Below are 17,993 nucleotides of genomic sequence, written 5' to 3'. Positions count from 1 at the left end.
CCCGTGGCCGCGGCTCCTGGATTGGTTAGCGCTTGGTGAAACGCCGACGAGGCAATCGAGCGGTTTCCCAAACCCGTCCTTCAGCGTTTTGTGGAAAGCTGGCGCCGATCGAGAATCCGCCGGCGGGGGCCGCTGCAAGACATGCATGAAATCTGGCGTCAGTTCTGCCGCGACAGGCGCGGCAACTATGCTCTCGTGACGGTCGCGGCGATGGTGCCGCTCATGGGCGGCGTGGCGATCGCCGTCGACTACACCGAAATGAACCGCGAAAAGCAGATGGTGACGAACGCGCTCGACGCCGCCAACTTCGCCACCGCGCGCCGGCTGACGGAGGGCGCGACCGACGACCAGCTGAGAGCCTACGCGCTCGATTTCTTCAATGCCAACCTGAACGATATCAATCCCGCGAACACGACGCTCAACGTCACCTTGCCAACCAGCACCAGTGGCGGTGGCCTGCTTACGATGACCGCACGGCTTGACTACGCGCCCTATTTCTATCCTGCCTTCGCCCAGCTCGTCGGCAAATCCGCGACCGACGCGAACCAGAAGATCAGCTTCGACGTCACCTCCGAGGTGCGGCTGAAGAACACGCTGGAAGTCGCCCTCGTGCTCGACAATTCGGGATCCATGGTCACGCCCGGTACCGGCTCGGGGCAGAAGCGCATCGATCTCCTCAAGACCGCGGCGAAGCAGTTGGTCGACACGCTTGCCCAGCAGGCCGTGGCAATCAAGCAGGTCGACAAGCCGGTGCAATTCGGCCTCGTGCCATTCGCCGCTTCGGTCAATGTCGGTCCTGGCAACGGCAATGCGTCCTGGATGGACACCGAGGGCCTGTCGCCGGTGTCGAACGAGAGCTTCGACTGGTCGGCTTTGAACGCGGCCGACAAATACGCCCAGCAGGCCAACGGCATCTGGTACAAGCGCGGCACCGGCTGGGGCAGCGAGGAAGGCCAGATGCTGACCCGGTTTTCGCTCTACCGCGACATGAAGGTGGTCACCAACCATGAGCGCGTCGTCAACAGCAAGCGCGTGGTGTGCGACGAATACAACTCGAACAACACCTGCAAACGCACCCACGACGAATACGACTACATCGATTCCTACGGTCCGTTCGCCAGCTGGCAAGGCTGCGTGGAAGCCCGGCCCTACCCCTACAATGTCAACGACACGCCGCCCGCCGGCGGCTCGGCGAACACCGGCATAGGCGTCGGCGATCCGGCAACGATGTTCGTGCCGATGTTCGCCCCGGACGAGCCTGGCAATCACTGGAAGCTCACCCAGGATCCCGACGAAGCCGCGCCGCAAACCTATGGTGCCGTCAACAGCTGGTGGAACGACAACCCTTCAAGCAGCACCGGCCAATCGCGGCTGCGCAACATGGTCAAGTATTTCCAGCCACGGCCGATCGATGCACCGGCGCTGTCGGCCGGCAACGGCCCGAACTACAGTTGCACCACCAATCCTATCACGCCGCTGACCGACGTCAGCGACGCCAACGGGCTCACCGCGATCAAAGCCGCGATCGACCTGATGCAGCCGAACGGCGGCACCAATGTTCCGGAGGGCATGGCATGGGGCTGGCGGGTGGTTTCGAGCCGTCAGCCGTTTACGCAAGGACGTCCGGAAACGGAGAAAGGCAACGACAAGGTGGTGATCGTGCTGACCGACGGCGCCAACACCTATTACACGCCCTCGTCGCTGGGTTATTCCGACCCCGCGGGCTCGAAATCGACCTATGCGTCCTACGGCTATCTTAATCCCGGTTACAACGGCACCTCGGTCGGCCGCCTGTTCATGGGCACATCGAGCGCCATCGGCCAGTTCGACTATTCGAACGGCAATTATACCGGCGCGCTCAACGAACAGATGGCGACGCTTTGCAACAACGCCAAGGCGGCCAACATCATGGTGATGACGGTTGCGCTCGACCTGTCCACGACGAAGGCCAGCGATCTGCAGGCAATCAATGCATTGAAATCCTGCTCGTCGGACTCGCGCTTCCGCAAGGATCCGACGGACGCGAGCAAACCGGCCAAACTGTTCTGGAACGCGACGGGCGCGAGCCTGTCGAACGATTTCAAGGAAATCGGCAACGAACTGTCGAACCTGCGTGTGGTCGGCTGATGCATTGTCTCAAGATTTTCGGTTGGAATATCGACATGCACGAGAAGCAAAGACTGAGAACATGGCGTCAATCCCTTTCAACGTGTGACGCTCCTTAGCCAGGATGGCTTCCCTGGCGCAACGCTTGGCGCCACCAAGCTCTTGCAAGCGCCGGTCGGGGCAGGCACACATCGGCCACTCGCGAGATCGCGCATCATCGCCGCGCGCTGGGGACGAACCGATGCCCGAAACCGCCAATCATCTCGCCTTCGCGCTGGTCTGCCTCGGCATGGTGCTGACGCCGGGTCCGAACATGATCTATTTGATCTCGCGGTCGCTGTCGCAAGGGCCAAAGGCCGGACTGATCTCGCTTGGCGGTGTCGCGGTCGGTTTTCTCTTCTATGTGCTGTCGGCCGCGCTCGGCATCACGGCGCTGCTGCTCGCCGTGCCCTATGCCTACGACGCTCTGCGCTTTGCCGGCGTGCTTTATCTCTTGTGGCTGGCCTGGCAGGCCGTGAAGCCCGGCGGACGCTCGCCGTTCCAGGTGCGCGAACTGCCGAAGGATGGGCCGCGCAAGCTGTTCGCCATGGGCCTGATGACCAATCTGCTCAATCCCAAGGTCGCGGTGCTTTACCTGTCGTTGCTGCCGCAGTTCATCAGCCTCGGCAAGGGCCATGTCCTGTCGCAGCTACTGGTGCTCGGCGCGACGCAGATATCGATCAGCCTGACCGTCAATGCGATCATCGCGGTGACGGCCGGTTCGATCGCCGCTTTCCTTGCCGGGCGGCCATTGTGGCTGGTCATCCAGCGCTGGATGATGGGCACCGTGCTGGCGGCACTGGCGCTGAAGATGGCGACCGAAGCGCAACGCTGAGGGCGAAAGCTTCAAGCGCGGTCTCGCTCTCAGACTAGCCGCCGAAGACTTCTTTCAGAAGGCACGGACGTCGCTTATGGATCGCTCGGCGGCAGCCGCATTGTAGTGCGCGCAGTGACCATGGGCCTTGAAGCGGCCCGGACTCGGTATCGAGGGGCGCGCGCGCTACATCGGCCGTCTTGTCTGTTCCCCCCGCTCCGGTTCGACCACCTTGCGGTAAAGGTGCCAGGTGGCATGACCAAGGATCGGCATGACCACGGCCAGTCCGGCAAACAGCGGGATAGAGCCGATCACCAGAAGTACGGCGACCATCAGGCCCCACAGCGCCATCTGCAACGGGTTGGCCATCACCACCCTGGCAGAAGTCTCGATCGCCGAGACGGCGCCGACATCGCGATCGAGCAGCAGCGGGAAGGCAACAACCGTCGTCGCCAAAACCACCGCGGCGAAGACGAAGCCGGCGGCGTTGCCGGCGAGGATCAGCGTCCAGCCCTTGCTGGTGGTCAGCACCTCACGCACAAAGCTGCCGATCGAAGCCGGCGGCTGGTCGCCGAACAGGCCGATATAGATCGACTGCGCGGTGTACAGCCACAACAGGAACAGGGCCACCAGCATGATGCCGATCACCGCGATTGACGGAATCGCAGGCGAGCGGCGCACGTCGAGTGCGTGCCACCAGGAGGTGTTCATGCCAAGCTCGCGCCGACGGCTGATCTCGTAAAGACCGAGCGCGGCGAACGGGCCGACCAGTGCGAACCCCGACATCAAGGGATAGATAAGCTGGATGGCATTGGCGCCAGACGACGTCCACCGCGTCAGGATCAGGCCGACGATAGGGTAGATCAGGCACAAGAAGACATAGTGCGACGGTTTTGCCCAGAAATCCTCGACGCCGAGGCGCAGCGCGTCCCATAGATCAGACGTGGTGATGTGGCGCACCGAGGGCTGTACATGCATTCCTCGCGCGTCCGCCATGACATGAAAGCCGGCCATAACCTTCCTCCTGTATGTCGGGGACGGTCACCGCCAGGATGGCCGCCCATAGCTGCCCTTCTCGCACAGGCGCTATCCTAGCCGATTTAGGGGCAGTTGTCGCCAAATCCGTGGAACCGGGCGATGTTCGATTTCAAGGCGGGCGCCGGAACTGGCGGGCTCGGCGCCTGGTGGGCGCACACCGAAGACGATCGGACCGGCCGTTCCCCGACCTCGGACGCAAATCTCGATACCGCCGCCTAGAACCTTCGGTTCGGCCGGAATTTTCGTCGCCCTGCCCGGCAAAAGCCATGATCGCCGTTATCTCAGGCGAGCATGACCATTGCGAAAATCGAAAACCACCCGATCCCGAATCCGAACAGGCGCATGCTGCTGAAGGGCGTCGGCCTTGCCGCGCTAGTAGGGCTCGCCGCCTGCGGCACCGTTTCATTGCCAGCCGGCGAAGGTGCCGGGGCCTCCTCCTCCGCCACCAGCACGCTGGCGGGCATCCGCGCCACCGCGGGGTTGGGGCCGCTCGCTCCCGATGCACAGCTGGAAAAAGCGGCACTCCAGCAGGCCGGCTACATGGCCGGGCGCGGCCGCATGAGCCACACCACCGGATGGGGCAAGGATTTCGCCTCGCGCGTCAAGGACAATGGCATTGGCAGGGCGGCCGCCGAGAACATCGCCGAGGGCCGCTTCGACCTTGAGAAACTGTTCGACATCTGGGTGCATTCGCCCGGCCACCGCCGCAACATGCTCGACCCGCGCTTCACCCGCTTCGGCCTTGCCTATGTACGCGACGGCCGCGACAGCGCTGTGCGCTACTGGAGCCTCGTGCTGGGAAAGTAGGCGCTTCCGCCTGCCCTCAATCCATGTGCGCGGCCGGTGCGCCGCCGGCCGGCGCCTGCTTTGGTTTGCGCAGCAGGAAAACGAACGGGATGGCAATCAGCGTCATCACCATGAGTATTTTGAAGTCATTGACGTAAGAGATCATCATCGCCTGAAGATTGACCACGCGATCGATCTGCGACAGCGCCGTCGGATCGCCGCCCGCGGCTGCCGGCGAAACCGCCCAGAGATTGGGATTGAAAGGATTGATGAAGGCGGAAAGCTCGCTGTGGTTGACCTGCGTGTTGCGGACCATCAGGACCGTCACGACCGACACGCCGATGGACGAGCCAAGATTGCGCACCAGGCTGAACAAGGCGGTGGCATCGGTGCGGAAGCGCACGTCAAGCGTGGCGAAGGCCACCGTCGACAGCGGCACGAACACCATTCCCATGCCCAGGCCCTGGATGACGCCGGAGCTGATGATCAGCCAGTTGTCCATCTGCGGCGTGAAGCTGGACATGGTGTAGAGCGATTGCGCGGTCAGCAGGAAGCCGACGACGACGAGGATCCTGGCATCGATCTTGCTCATGAGCCGCCCGACGACGAGCATCGAAATCATCGTGCCGACACCGCGTGGCCCCATGACGATGCCTATGGTGACGGTCGGATAGCCGAAGATGGTCGACAGCATTGGCGGCAGCAGCGACATGCTCGCCAGGATGAGCACGCCCATGACGAAGATGAACGCCAGCCCGGTCACGAAATTGCGGTCGAGGAATATCTTCGGATCGATGAAGGGATGTTCCGCCGTCATCGTATGGATGATGAACACCCAGAAACCGGTTATCGAAAGGCCAAGTTCGATCCAGATCTCGATCGAGGAAAACCAGTCGACCTCGCCGCCGCGATCGAGCAGCAGCTGCAACGCGCCGACGCCGAGCGATATCATGGCGAAACCGAAGAAATCGAAGCTCCGCACCCGCCGGGCAATGGCGGGCAAGTAGGCGGCCATGCCGAGGAAGGCGATGATGCCGACCGGCAAATTGATGAAGAACACCCAGCGCCAGTTGAAATTCTCCGTCAGCCAGCCGCCGAGCGTCGGCCCCAGGATTGGCCCCAGCATGATGCCGGCGCCCCAGATGGCCATCGCCTGGCCGTGGCGCTCCCTGGGATTGATGTCGAGCAAAAAGGTCTGTGACAACGGCACGATCGCGGCGCCGAAGACGCCTTGCATCAGCCGGAAGAACACTATGGATTCCAGACTCCACGCCAGGCCGCACAGCATGGAAAAAACGGTGAAGCCGACCACCGAGGTCAGGAACAGTTCCTTGCGGCCGAAGCGGTCGGCCAGCCAGCCGGTGACCGGCGTCATGATGGCGGCGGCGACGATATAGGAGGTCAGCACCCAGTTGATGTTGTCGGGGGAAGCACCGAGATCGCCGGTCATGGTCGGCAGCGCTACGTTGGCGATCGTGGTGTCGAGCGCCTGCATGATCGTCGCCAGCATGAGCGCGACCGTGATCAGGCCGCGATGCGGCACTTCTTTGAAAGGTTCGGGTGTGCTCATGACGTGGAACTTCCAGCAGGTAACAAAAACGTGTACAACGGGTTTCCGGGCGGCAACGCCTCCGTTGAGAGACCTTCATCGCGGTGGGACGCGATCATCGATGTGGGGGTTACATCGACTGAAAGTCTCGATTGAGCGGATGCCTGCCGCCCGGAAACATCAGGACCGACGGATCGTGGAAGATTTCGGATTCGGTCCAGGCGCAATGCGGTCCGGCCTAAACGCTGATCCTTTCCACTCTTCCATCAGACCAATCCTGCTACTCGCCTCACCCGCCTGGTCTCCGCGGGCTTGGCCTGACTTTACTGCGCGGCCTCGCCGGCCTTGGCGTGACCGAAGATCGACGGCAGACCACGCGCGACGCCGGTGTCGACGGTAACCGTGGCGCTCATGCCGGTGCGCAGCGCCATCTTGGCGTCGGCATCGGTCAGTTCCAGCCGCACCGGAATGCGCTGCGTGACCTTGACCCAGTTGCCGGTGGCGTTCTGGGCAGGCAGCAGCGAGAACTCCGCGCCGGTTCCCGCTCCGATCGCCTTGACGGCCGCTTCGAAGGTCTTGCCCGGATAGGTATCGACCATGATCTCGGCCTTCTGACCCGGCTTCATGTGGGTGAGTTGGGTTTCCTTGAAGTTGGCGTCGATCCAGGTGTCGCCGGTTTCGACCAGCGAAAACAGCGGTGTGCCGGCGCCGACGAACTGGCCGACCTTGAACGACGAGGCCTGGCTTATGACGCCGTCGGCGGGCGCCTTCACCGTCGTCTGCGCCAGGTCGTAGGCCGCCTTGTCGCGCGCGGCGAGCGCGGCCATCACCGTCGGGTGCTTGTCGGTCTCGATGTCGGGATTGCCGCCAAGGGCGGCCTTGGCGCTGATGATGCCTTGCTCGGCAACGGCAAGCTGCTGCTTTGCCTTGTCGAGATCGTTCCTGGCTTCATCGAGCGCGGATTTTGCGTTGATGCCCTTCTGGGCGAGATCGGCGGCGCGGTCGTATTGCGACTGGGCGTAACCGACCTCGCTGACGTCGGACTTCTGCTGAGCCTGAGCCTGGCTGTAGGCGGCACGCAGTTGCTCGACATTGAGACGCGCGGCAGCCACCGCTGCGTCGGCCTGGGCGAGCGCGATCCGGTAAGGCTCGGGGTCGATGGCGAACAGAAGATCGCCCTGCTTCACCATCTGATTGTCCGATATGGCAACCTGAACGATGCGGCCCGCCGTATCCGAGGCGATCGACACCTTTGCCTGCTGCAGATTGGCGTTCTCGGTCTCCTGATAACGCCCGCCGGTGATCCAGACATAGCCGCCGCCGATGGCCAATGCCGCCGGCAGGACAAGCATCAAAAGCAAGCGGCCAATGCGGCGCTTCTTCTTTGGCGCCGGCACCGGCTGCACCGGAGCGACGGCAACGGGAGCAGCGGCCGGTTGTGCCGGCGCTTCCATCTCCACCTTGGGAGTGGCGTTCTCGTCTATCTTGGCTACTGCGTTCATGCTGCTGCGCCTTCCGCATTCTTGATCTTTTCGTCGGACGACGCGTCGTCCTCGGCGAGGTTCCGTGCCATGGTGTCAAGCGCCCTGATCAGGACGCCACGGTCCTCCGGCGAAACGCCGACAAGCGAATCCTCATAGACTTCGCCGGCCAGGCTCTTGACCTCGGCATAGGCGGCGCTCGCCTTGGCGGTCGGGAAAATCATGCGCACGCGGCGGTCGGTGGCATCGGCCCGGCGCTCGATCCAGCCGCCCTCCTCCATCCGGTCGACAAGGCGCGAAACGCTGATCGGCTCGATTTCGAGCAGCTCGGCGAGCCGCGCCTGGGTGACACCCGCTTCCTTGGCGACACGCACCATGAGGCGCCATTGCGCTGAGGAGAGGCCAAGCCCGCTGGCGCGCGTCTCGAAGCGCTTGCGCATCAGGCGCTGCACGTCGTGGATCAAAAATCCCAATCTGTCTATGCCATCTGAAACCATGAGCGACATATATAATAAGCGTGCTTACTATTCAAGGTGCCGCATTGCGCCAGAGGCATGCAAACGTGCATGGCAGCCGCGCGATGCAGTCGTGGTTAGCGGTTGATGAACACCTGGCCGGTGCTATGGCAAGTCGGCATGACGGTGTCCGCTGCATCAAGCGCAATGGGCTATACGCTGGTCGCGTGTGACATATTGATGTACAGCCTCGGGTCAGGATCGGGGGATCAACGACATGCCGACGCTTTACGCTCTCAAGCCGGCTTTCCAGGGCAGGCTGCGGCCGCTGGTCAATCGGCTGGCGGCCATCGGGGTCACCGCAAACAGCATAACCATCCTGGCGGCCCTGATGTCGATCGCGGCCGGGGCGGCCATCGCGATCCTGCATGAATGGCGCTCGCTGCTGCTGCTCGTTCCCGTGGTGATGTTCGTGCGCATGGCGCTGAATGCCGTGGATGGCATGCTGGCGCGAGAACACGGACAGGCCTCGACGCTCGGCATGTATCTCAACGAATTTTGCGACGTCGTTTCGGATTTTGCGCTGATCCTGCCGTTTGCCGCCTTTCCACAGTTCAGCGCATGGGGCGTCGTCGCTTTCGCCCTGACCGCGGTGCTGACCGAATTCGCCGGCGTGCTCGGCATCGCCGCCGGGATCGGGCGAAACTATGCCGGGCCATTCGGCAAGAGCGACAGGGCGCTGGCACTGGGCGTGGTCGCGGTGCTGTGCGCCGCCGGGCTCTGGCCGGTATCCATCGCGCCGCTCGTGTTTCCGGCCATGGCAACGCTTTCGCTGTTGACCGCCATAAACCGGATACGCGCCGGCCTTATTGGCAGCGCCAACTGAGCATCGAGGCTCGCCATGCCGCCAGAGGGAAAGACCATGATGCACGAACCGATCGCCCCCGCGGCCGCGGAAGGCCTCGAGCGGCAAGCGCAAGAGCGGGTCTTCCACAGCCATGACGGGACGGAGATCTTCTACCGGTTCTGGCCGGCAGCTTCCGCCGAGGCCAAGGGCGCTGTGGTGCTCTTCCACCGCGGCCACGAGCATGGCGGCCGCATGGCCCACCTCGTCGACGAATTGCTGATGCCGGACCAGGCCTTCTACGCCTGGGACGCCCGCGGTAATGGCCGCTCGTCCGGCGAGCGCGGCTATGCCCCTTCCTTCTCGGCTCTGGTGCGCGACATCGACTGCTTCATGCGCGAGATCGCCGCCAGGGACGGCGTCGCCACGCAGGATATTGCGCTGATCGCGCAATCCTTCGGCGCGGTGCTCGCCGCCGCCTGGGTGCACGACTATGCGCCGAAACTGCGCGCCATGGTGTTGGCTTCACCAGCCTTCTCGGTCAAGCTCTACGTGCCTTTCGCCAGGGAAGGCATCGCGTTCTGGCAGAAGATCAAGGGCCGCTTCTTCGTCAATTCCTACGTCAAGGCGAAGTTCCTGACCCATGATCCCGTGCGCATCGCCTCCTTCGAGAGCGATCCCCTGATCACGCGGCCGATCGCCTCCAACATTCTGGTCGAACTCTACCAGCATGCGGCGCGCATGGTTGCGGACGCCCGCGCCATCACCGTGCCGACGCAGCTTCTGCTTTCGGGGAGCGACTGGGTGGTGCGCCACGGCCCGCAGCACGAGTTCTTCGTCAATCTCGGCAGCCGCACCAAGGAACGCCATGTGTTGCCGGGTTTCTTCCACGACACGCTGGGCGAGCGCGACCGGGCGCAGGCCCTCGACCTGATCCGGCCATTCCTGGCAAAACAGTTCGCCGCACCGGATGCGCCGGTCGACCTGAAACAGGCGGATATCGCCGGCTACACGCGCGACGAGGCCGACAGGCTTGCCTCACCGCTCGATCCGCTGTCGCCCAAAGGGCTTTATTGGGCATTCAGCCGTGCCTCCATCCGCATGGGCGCCTGGGTCTCGTCGGGCATGAAGGCAGGCGTCACCACCGGCTTCGATTCCGGCTCGACGCTGGATTACGTCTACGAGAACGACGCGCGGGGCGTTACGCGCATTGGCCGCATCGTCGACCGCGTTTTCCTCGAAGCCATCGGCTGGCGCGGCATCCGCCAGCGCAAGCTGCATCTTGAAGAGCTGATCGGCTCCAGCCTGGCGACGCTCGAGGCCACTGGGCGGCCAGCGCACATTCTCGACATCGCCGCCGGCCACGGCCGCTATGTTCTCGATGCAATTGTGAAGAGCCCCGACCAGCCGGCGAGCGTGCGCCTGCAGGACTATTCCGACCTCAACGTCCAGCTTGGCCGCAAGCTGATTGCCGAGCGGCAATTGCCGGCGAGCATCTCGTTCCAGCGTGCGGACGCTTTCGATGCCGACATGCTCGCCGGCGCCGATCCGGCGCCCGATCTCGCCATCGTTTCCGGCCTCTATGAACTGTTCCCGGACAACGCGATGATCGGCCGCTCGCTCGGCGGGCTTGCCCACGCCATGCAGCCGGGCAGCCTGTTGCTCTACACCAACCAGCCCTGGCATCCGCAGCTCGAAATGATCGCCCGCAGCCTGACTTCGCATCGCGGCGGCCAGGCCTGGGTCATGCGCCGGCGCACGCAAGGCGAGATGGACCAGCTCGTCGAAGCCGCCGGTTTCGAGAAGCTCGATCAGCGCATCGACCAGTGGGGCATCTTCACCGTCTCGGTAGCGCGGCGCCGCTGAACAGGATGGTGTCGTCGCTTGCATCCAATGTGCGCCCTGAGCCTTATGGCCGGGTAGTCCTCAGGGCAGCCCTTTGGCTGGCCTTGCTGGCACCGTTCTTCTATCTCAGCTACGGCTTCGCCAACTGGCTGGCGTCGCGGCGCGACCACGTCGGCAGCATCGTGTTCTCCTGGGAACACAACATACCCTTCCTCGCATGGACCATCGTGCCCTACTGGTCGATCAACCTGTTCTACGGCCTGTCGCTGCTGCTCAACGACAGCAGGCAAGGGGTCGACCGCCTGGCCGGGCGTTATCTCGCCGCGCAGATCGTCGCCGTCTCCTGCTTCATCCTGTTCCCGCTCGCCGCGACGTTCGTGCGGCCGGAAACGACCGGCCTGCCAGGCTTCCTGTTTGCCGTACTTGGCGGTTTCGACAAACCGTTCAACCAGGCGCCCTCGTTGCACATCGCCCTGCTGGTGATCATCTGGGACCACTGGCGCCACCGGCTCGGCGGCCTTCTGCCGCTCTGGCATGGCTGGTGCTTCCTGATCGGCGTCTCGGTGCTGACAACCTGGCAACATCATTTCATCGACATCCCGACTGGCGCGCTGCTCGGTTTTTTCGCCCTGTGGCTGTTTCCGCGCGACGGCAAGTTGCCGTTTTCGGGCGCGCGGCCGACCAGCAATGCCAAGGCGCGCCGGCTGGCGCTGTTCTATGCGCTGGGCGCCGTCGTTGCGCTCGCCGGTGCCTGGTTCGGCGCCCTCCTTTCCGCCGTCGCGCTCTTCCTGCTCTGGCCGGCGCTGGCGCTGGCCATCGTCGCCTTCGCCTATGCCGGGGCCGGTGCAAAGGTGTTCCAGAAGAGCGCTGGAGGCCATGTGTTCCTGGCAAGCCGCGTCCTGCTTTGGCCCTACCGGCTGGGCGCCAGGGTGAATGTCGCGATATGGACGCACAAGCTCCAGCCGTTCGTAGCCGTCGTTGACGGTGTCTTTTTCGGCCGTCTTCCGACGGCAAGCGAGGCCAACGGCTTCGGCACGGTCATCGATGTTGCCGCCGAGCTTGAAAAACCGGCGGGAGCGGATTGCCGCTGGATCAGCTTTCCGATGATCGACCTGTTGCCGCCGCCCGTAACGATACGACAGCAGGCAGCCAATGCGCTGGAGAGCGCGCGCCGCGACGGTACTGTGCTGGTCTGCTGCGCGCTCGGCTTCCAGCGCAGCGCCGGCGTTGTCGCCGAGTGGCTGACGGCGACCGGCAGAGCCAAGACGCCGTCGCTTGCCCGCGAGATGCTGACGGCCACCGGCCGGCCGATCCATCTTGCCGAGGCCACGGAGCAGGCGGCGTCATGACGGGCAATGCCGACCAGGAACGCGCCGATCGCTTCGCACGCACGCTGATGCAGCAGGCCGCATGGCCGGCCGCGGTAGTGGCGGCCGCAAATAGCCTCGCGCCCCTGGCCGCGTCGGCGCGCGGCGCCTTCGAGACCTTGCCCGCGGCCATTGCTCTGTCAGTCTCGGCCGCGAGCGCGGTTGCCGTGCTGGCGCTGTCGGCGCTTCTGGTGTTCGACGCGCTATTGTTCCGGCTGATGGCCAGCCACAAGGCTGCCGGTGGTGCGGCGGTAGATGACATGCTGGGGCGCATGCGGCTGAAGCCCTCCCCGTCCACGCCACGCCCGCTCGACGACCGCATCGCCGGCAGCCGCCGCTTGCTGTTCAAGCAGCGGTTCGCCCTGGCCGTGTTCGCCGCGGCGCTTTTGACGGCAGGGTTCTGGGCGCCACTATGAACAAGCTTTCGCTCAAGACCTTCACCTTGCTGCAGACGGTAACCTCCGTCGGCCTCTCGGCGCTAGCCTGGGTGGTGACCGGGGTGCGCCCGATCTGGAACGGCAGCCTGCCCTCCGGCCGACAGCGCATCTATTTCGCCAATCACACCAGCCATGGCGACTTCATCCTGCTGTCGGCCTGCCTGAGCGAGAAGGAGCGCGCGATCACCCATGCGGTTGCGGCCGGCGAGTACTGGGGAAAGTCGCGGCTGCGCCGCTTCATCGCCAAGGACATGCTGTCGTCCGTGCTCATTAACCGGCAATGGACGACGCCTGAAGAAAACCCGATCGAGATCATGCTGTCGGTTCTCGACCAGGGCCATTCGCTGATCCTGTTTCCCGAGGGCACCCGCAACATGACCGGGGGGCCGCTGCTGGCCTTCCGCTCCGGGCTCTACAATCTGTCGATGGCGCGGCCGGAGGTCGAGCTCATTCCGTGCTGGATCGAGAACATGTCGCGTGTGCTGCCCAAGGGCCAGTTCCTGCCGGTGCCGCTGCTGTGCCGCGTCGTCTTCGGCCCACCGGTGGCGGTGGCCCCGGGCGAAGAACGCCGCGCCTTTCTCGAGCGCGCCCACGCCACGCTCCTGGCGCTCAACCCGCGTCCCGAGCGAGGCGATTGATGCGCCACGAAATCTCCATCCTGATCCTCGGCCTGCTGGCGGTGCTGACCACTGCCAGCATTGTCGCAGCCATACTCTCGGTGCGGGCGCCAAAGCCGCTCAGCTCGACGCTGGTCAATCTCACCCAGCGCATCAACGCCTGGTGGGTGATGGTGGCGTTGTTGACGGTCGCCTTCTTTTTCGGCCGCTACGGCATGACAATCCTGTTCGCACTGATTTCCTTCGCGGCGCTGCGCGAATTCGTGACGCTGACGCACACCAGCCGCAGCGACCATTGGGTGCTGCTCGGCATGTTCGGCATCATCATTCCCTTTCAGTACTGGCTGGTATGGACCGCCTGGTACGGGCTCTTCGTCATCTTCATTCCGGTCTACTGCTTCCTGTTGATGCCGGCCATCACCGCGCTGCATGGCGATACCGAACGCTTCCTCGAGCGGATCGCCGCGCAGCAATGGGCGGTGATGATCTCGGTCTATTGCGTCAGCCATGTTCCGGCGCTGCTGACACTCGACGTGCCGGGTTTCGAAGGCCGCACCCTGTTGCTGATCGCCTTCCTGATCATCGTCGTGCAAGGCAGCGACGTGCTGCAGTACATCTTCGGCAAGCTCTTCGGAAAACACCGGTTTTCGCCGAACGTCTCGCCGTCGAAAACCTGGGAAGGCCTGGTCGGCGGGCTGGTGTCCGCGAGCCTGCTCGGTGCGCTATTGTCGTTCGTGACGCCGTTCTCGCCGCTGCAAGCGGCGGGAGTGGCCTTCGTCGCCTGCTCGATGGGTTTTCTGGGCGGGCTGGTCGCCTCGGCCATCAAGCGCGACCAGGGCGTCAAGGACTGGGGCCATCTGATCGAAGGCCATGGCGGCATGATGGACCGTACCGACAGCCTGGTCTTCGCGGCTCCGATCTTCTTTCACATCGTGCGCTATTTCTGGACGGTGTGAGCCGGCGGACCTTGACTGCCGGAGAAAGCCGCCGGCCTCGCGCCAACGGAGGCGGCCAGCGGCTCGCCGACAATTGTCGTGCGAATTGCGCTAATGCCGGCCGCTGGCGGCATTGGGCGTTCATCGCGACGCGCCGGGCGGCAGGCCTGCTACAATTCCAGGTTCCAGTTCTGGCCGACCAGATTCTTGCCGAAAGAGTGATGGCGCTCTTCGTCGGTGAGCTTGAAGCCTGCCGCCTCGTAGATGCGGCGTGCCGAAACCAGAATGTCGTTGGTCCACAAGGTCAGCGTCTTGTAGCCCTTGGCGCGGGCAAAGCCGACGCATTCCTCGACCAACCGCTTGCCGATGCCAAGGCCCCGCGCCGAATGTTCGACATAGAGCAGGCGCAGCTTTGCCACCTCGTCCGACTTGCGCACGAGGAAGACCGAGCCGACGACCTCGCCTTCCCGCTCGGCGATCCAGCTGCGTTCCCATTTGGGGTCGAAGGACTTTACGAATGCGGCGAGAATTTCGGCGACCAGCGCCTCATAGGTCTCGTCCCAACCATAGTCCTGGGCATAGATGAGGCCCTGGCGATGCGTGATCCAGCCGATGTCGCCGACCTGCAAAGGCCGCAACAGATAGGGAACCTTTGGCTCCGCCTTGTCGCCGAGCAGGCGTTGCACCGTGCCCATCGCCTTGACCAGCCTGTCCTGTTCGGCCACCGGAAGCTTGTCCAGCAAGGCCTGAACCTGGTCGTGCGAATCCCGGTTCAGCGGCGCGAAAGCCTTTCGGCCGGCCGCCGTCAGCGCGATCGAGGAGCGCCGCGCATCGGCTTCCGTCGCCTCGCGCTCGACCAGGCCACGCTCCTCGAACTTCTTCAGGAGACGGCTGAGATAGCCGGGGTCGAGCGCGAGGTCGCGCACCAGATCACTGGCGACAAGTCCGTCGCGATGCGCGAGTTCGTAGAGCACGCGCGCCTCGGTCAGCGAGAAAGAGCTCTTCAGCAAGCCTTCGTCGAGCAGCCCAATCTGGCGAGTGTAGAAGCGGTTGAAGGCCCGCACCGCGTCGATCCGTTCCTTGCCTGGCGGATGGTGAATGGTCATTGGCGTTCCTCCTGTCCGGAAGAGGATCAATGATTTATTTGACTTAGTCAAGTAACTGTCGCGGACCGCAAGCTCGAAGCTTGATCCTTTAAAGGCAGGGAAATGCGGAGAACGCTCGCCAAGCGCAGGCTCAGCCCATCGGCAATGCAGGCCAGCGATCGACAACGCGGCCGGCCGAGAACACCGCGATCGAGCCGAAATGCTGCAGCACCGCCTCGCTCTGCGTCGGCCGCAGGAAGGCGTAGTCGCCGGGCCTGACGGTCGCATCCACGGGCAGCCCCATGAATTGCTGGTTGGAGGACAGGCCAAGCAGGGCGTTGGGCTTCATGCCTTCGGGAAATGCCGGTTCAGCCATCCACTTGCCGCCATAGAGATAGCAGCCCTTGCGCGGGAACCGGCCGAGCGCCTGCAGCAGGCGGGTGACGGCCGGCGGGCCCGGCAGCATCGGCTCGACCACTTTCAGGATCGGCGTCGCGATGAAAGCCGCCGGCTGGAAGCCGTCAAGGCCGGGCGTGTCGAAATCACTGGGCAGCACGAAAGCCGAGCCCATCGACACTTCGTTGGCCACGCCGCGACGATGAAGCAGTGCGGTCTTGCTGCCGCCGATGTTCAAAATGTTCCGCTGACCGGCGGCGAGGCAGGCGACGAAGGCGGCGGCCCGCTCCGACGCTTGTCCCAACGCCTTGGCCGGCCCGCCGAACAGGCCGGGAATGTGCGGCGCGTGCGCCTCGTAGGCCATTACGCCTTCGCAACGCAGCCGTTCGTGGGCCGGCAGCGCGTTCAACGCTTTCGACAAGGCCTCGGGATCGGCGAACCCGCCGCGATGCAGCCCGACATCGATCTCGAAAGCGATGCGCAGTTCGACGCCGAGTTCTGCCGCAAGCGCACCGTATTCCGCCAGCCTCTGCTCACTGTCGATCAGCCAACAGATACGCGACCAGTCGGCGGCATCCTTCGACAGCACAGCCCTTGCCGCTTCGACCGGCATCGGCTTGCCGTACAGGAGATCGGCATCGGGAAACGCTTTGAGCACCGCCTCGCTGATTGGTGGGTGGAAGGTCATGAACCGATTTGTACCAAGCGCCTTGCCGAGGTGCGAAAGCAGCGGCAGGCAGGCTAGCGACTTGTCGACCAGCCGCACGGCAAGGCCGGGGTCAAGCCTCTCCTTCACCAGGGCAACGTTGCGATCCAGCCTGTCGCGATCGAGGACCAGACACGGCTGGAAGATACCGGCTGTTCTCAACGCATCCGAAAGAGCGGCGAAATAGGCGCTCATCGTTCGATGCCGAACAGGCTGGCCATATAGGGCGAGACGAAGCGATTTTGCGGGTCGATATCGCGGCGCACCGCCATCGCGTCGTCCCAGCGCGGGTAGAGCTTTTTCAGGTCCGCCGCTTTCAGGCTGTGCATCTTGCCCCAATGCGGCCGGCCGCCATATCTGCGAAAGATCGGCTCGGCCGCGCGCATGAACGGCAATGGATCGTTCGCCGCATCATGGTGGATGGCGATCGAACAGGTAAGCCTGTCGTAGAAGGGCGAAAGCCAGAATTGATCGGGCGCGACCGAGCGCACCTCCATCGGAAAATAGACCTCGGGAAAATGCTTCTCGGTCAGTTCGATGATCTCGGCCAGCGCCTTCGGCCCCTCCTCGAACGGGAGGTGATATTCCATCTCGTTGAACCTGGTCTGCCGATCGCTGGCATAGACGTTCAGCCAGTCCTGCACATAATCCTCGGCCGAAACCTTGGCGACGGCGCCCAGGATCAGCCGGCGGCGTAGCGACGGCAGCCAGGCGAGCCCGGTGCGCAACCGGCGCAGCGTCCTCAAACCGGCCTCGTCCGCCTCCGGCGGCCGCGCGGTGGGTGCGGCGTCGCTCAAGTCGCTTGCGATGAACTGCGCGTAACCGGAAAACGGAATGTAGTAGAACTCGGCCGACCGGTGCGCGGCCATCATCGTCTCGAAATCGCGCAGCATGTCGGCGATCGGCAGCACCCATTTGCGTCGGCGCAACCGGTAGGTCGCGATGTTGTTCAACGTCACTTCGCTGAGCACGCCGAAGGCACCGAGCGCGACGCCGGTGGCGCGGATCATGTCCTGATCGGCGACTCGGGTGAACTCGCGCAATTTGCCGAGCCCGTCGACGACCTGCACCGCTTCCAGTTGCGTGTGATAGGCGCCGAGCGTCGGTCCCGAGCCGTGCGTGGCGGTGCCCAGCGCACCGCCGACCGCCTGGCGGTCGATGTCGCCCATGTTCGGCAGGCCCTGGCCGATGTCTTGCAGCATGCGCATGAGCGGGCCAAGCCGCGTCCCTGCCCGTACGCGCGCCTGATGTTTTTCGGCGTCGTGCGAGACCAATCCCTGGAGCTTCTCCAGCGACAGGATCGTGCCTTGCGATTTCACCAGCGGCGTAAAGGAATGGCCGGCGCCAACGACGCGCAGCGGGCCGGGTGCCGTACGAACCAGATCGCCGAGTTCGCCAGCGTCGGCGGGGCTGGCGATCAGCCGCGGTTCGGCGGTGACGTAGCCCGACCAGTTGCTCCAGGTGTTCGACATTCTTCCAGGCTCAGGCTTTTC

General features: G+C 64.0%; 16 protein-coding genes. 9 read left to right on the top strand and 7 right to left on the bottom strand.

Annotated features, from left to right (window positions below):
• Positions 1–141 precede the first annotated feature (141 nt).
• The gene (locus NKI49_RS02390) at positions 142–2,127 is read left to right on the top strand and encodes a pilus assembly protein TadG-related protein (RefSeq protein ID WP_352598522.1); all 1,986 of its coding nucleotides are present in this window, start codon (positions 142–144) and stop codon (positions 2,125–2,127) included.
• Positions 2,128–2,347: 220 nt separating this feature from the next.
• Positions 2,348–2,980: a LysE family translocator gene (locus NKI49_RS02385; RefSeq protein WP_352598523.1), complete on the top strand. Its 633-nt coding sequence runs from the start codon at positions 2,348–2,350 to the stop codon at positions 2,978–2,980.
• A gap of 165 nt (positions 2,981–3,145) precedes the next feature.
• On the opposite strand, the gene NKI49_RS02380 is transcribed toward NKI49_RS02385, so the two are convergent.
• Entirely contained in the window at positions 3,146–3,973 is an 828-nt protein-coding gene (locus NKI49_RS02380; protein WP_352598524.1) for a DUF2189 domain-containing protein, read from the bottom strand.
• 315 nt (positions 3,974–4,288) lie between these two features.
• Between NKI49_RS02380 and NKI49_RS02375 the strand changes: the two genes are divergently transcribed.
• Positions 4,289–4,804: a CAP domain-containing protein gene (locus tag NKI49_RS02375; protein ID WP_352598525.1), complete on the top strand. Its 516-nt coding sequence runs from the start codon at positions 4,289–4,291 to the stop codon at positions 4,802–4,804.
• A gap of 16 nt (positions 4,805–4,820) precedes the next feature.
• Here NKI49_RS02375 and NKI49_RS02370 read toward each other — a convergent pair whose 3' ends face one another.
• The 3 genes from NKI49_RS02370 to NKI49_RS02360 form a co-directional block, all read right to left on the bottom strand.
• Positions 4,821–6,353, bottom strand: a complete 1,533-nt coding sequence (locus NKI49_RS02370; protein ID WP_352598526.1) for a DHA2 family efflux MFS transporter permease subunit — start codon at positions 6,351–6,353, stop codon at positions 4,821–4,823.
• Positions 6,354–6,655: 302 nt separating this feature from the next.
• On the bottom strand, positions 6,656–7,834 hold the full coding sequence (locus NKI49_RS02365) for an HlyD family secretion protein (RefSeq protein WP_352598527.1): 1,179 nt from the start codon (positions 7,832–7,834) through the stop codon (positions 6,656–6,658).
• The gene (locus NKI49_RS02360) at positions 7,831–8,310 is read right to left on the bottom strand and encodes a MarR family winged helix-turn-helix transcriptional regulator (RefSeq protein ID WP_352598656.1); all 480 of its coding nucleotides are present in this window, start codon (positions 8,308–8,310) and stop codon (positions 7,831–7,833) included. Before NKI49_RS02360 ends, NKI49_RS02365 begins: the two co-directional genes overlap by 4 nt.
• A gap of 235 nt (positions 8,311–8,545) precedes the next feature.
• On the opposite strand from NKI49_RS02360, the gene NKI49_RS02355 reads away from it, so the two are divergent.
• From NKI49_RS02355 to NKI49_RS02330, 6 genes are read left to right on the top strand one after another with little or no spacing between them, the layout of a single operon-like run.
• Complete coding sequence (locus tag NKI49_RS02355) at positions 8,546–9,154, top strand: CDP-alcohol phosphatidyltransferase family protein (protein ID WP_352598528.1); 609 nt, start codon at positions 8,546–8,548, stop codon at positions 9,152–9,154.
• 39 nt (positions 9,155–9,193) lie between these two features.
• On the top strand, positions 9,194–10,978 hold the full coding sequence (locus tag NKI49_RS02350; RefSeq protein ID WP_502899465.1) for a bifunctional alpha/beta hydrolase/class I SAM-dependent methyltransferase: 1,785 nt from the start codon (positions 9,194–9,196) through the stop codon (positions 10,976–10,978).
• 5 nt (positions 10,979–10,983) lie between these two features.
• Positions 10,984–12,306, top strand: a complete 1,323-nt coding sequence (locus NKI49_RS02345; RefSeq protein ID WP_352598657.1) for a phosphatase PAP2/dual specificity phosphatase family protein — start codon at positions 10,984–10,986, stop codon at positions 12,304–12,306.
• Entirely contained in the window at positions 12,303–12,740 is a 438-nt protein-coding gene (locus NKI49_RS02340; RefSeq protein WP_352598531.1) for a hypothetical protein, read from the top strand. Before NKI49_RS02345 ends, NKI49_RS02340 begins: the two co-directional genes overlap by 4 nt.
• Entirely contained in the window at positions 12,737–13,399 is a 663-nt protein-coding gene (locus tag NKI49_RS02335; protein WP_352598532.1) for a lysophospholipid acyltransferase family protein, read from the top strand. Before NKI49_RS02340 ends, NKI49_RS02335 begins: the two co-directional genes overlap by 4 nt.
• A complete protein-coding gene (locus NKI49_RS02330; protein ID WP_352598533.1) occupies positions 13,399–14,334 on the top strand; it encodes a phosphatidate cytidylyltransferase in 936 nt (311 codons plus the stop codon). The genes NKI49_RS02335 and NKI49_RS02330 overlap by 1 nt, the downstream gene beginning before the upstream one ends.
• Positions 14,335–14,483: 149 nt before the next feature.
• Here NKI49_RS02330 and NKI49_RS02325 read toward each other — a convergent pair whose 3' ends face one another.
• The 3 genes from NKI49_RS02325 to NKI49_RS02315 form a co-directional block, all read right to left on the bottom strand.
• Positions 14,484–15,419, bottom strand: a complete 936-nt coding sequence (locus NKI49_RS02325; RefSeq protein WP_352598534.1) for a bifunctional helix-turn-helix transcriptional regulator/GNAT family N-acetyltransferase — start codon at positions 15,417–15,419, stop codon at positions 14,484–14,486.
• A 130-nt stretch (positions 15,420–15,549) separates the two neighbouring features.
• Entirely contained in the window at positions 15,550–16,695 is a 1,146-nt protein-coding gene (locus NKI49_RS02320) for an alanine racemase (protein ID WP_352598536.1), read from the bottom strand.
• Complete coding sequence (locus NKI49_RS02315) at positions 16,692–17,972, bottom strand: D-arabinono-1,4-lactone oxidase (RefSeq protein WP_352598537.1); 1,281 nt, start codon at positions 17,970–17,972, stop codon at positions 16,692–16,694. The genes NKI49_RS02320 and NKI49_RS02315 overlap by 4 nt, the downstream gene beginning before the upstream one ends.
• Positions 17,973–17,993: the final 21 nt, after the last annotated feature.

Origin of the sequence: Mesorhizobium sp. M0587 (genome assembly GCF_040320945.1) — a bacterium.
Lineage (GTDB): Bacteria > Pseudomonadota > Alphaproteobacteria > Rhizobiales > Rhizobiaceae > Mesorhizobium.
The sequence above is the reverse complement of the archived record's forward strand: the minus strand, read 5'-3'. Positions and strand labels throughout refer to the sequence as shown.